Origin of the sequence: Pantoea sp. WMus005 (assembly GCF_013415305.1) — a bacterium.
In the GTDB taxonomy this organism is placed as follows: Bacteria; Pseudomonadota; Gammaproteobacteria; order Enterobacterales; family Enterobacteriaceae; genus Pantoea; species Pantoea rara.
The window spans coordinates 1-262 of the sequence record NZ_JACBXU010000026.1 but is presented as its reverse complement, the minus strand read 5'-3'; the positions used below and the strand labels follow the sequence as shown (position 1 = coordinate 262).

Here is a 262-nt window from a genome sequence, read left to right as displayed (position 1 = left end):
CCTCCAAGGCTAAATACTCCTGACTGACCGATAGTGAACCAGTACCGTGAGGGAAAGGCGAAAAGAACCCCGGCGAGGGGAGTGAAACAGAACCTGAAACCGTGTACGTACAAGCAGTGGGAGCCTTCTTTATGGGGGTGACTGCGTACCTTTTGTATAATGGGTCAGCGACTTATATTCTGTAGCAAGGTTAACCGTATAGGGGAGCCGCAGGGAAACCGAGTCTTAACTGGGCGTTAAGTTGCAGGGTATAGACCCGAAA

The 262-nt window shown here is 50.8% G+C and carries 1 rRNA gene; it reads left to right on the top strand.

Going from position 1 to position 262, the window contains the following annotated elements:
* Nucleotides 1-262: ribosomal RNA gene (locus HZZ01_RS20770) — 23S ribosomal RNA — on the top strand; the annotation flags it as partial.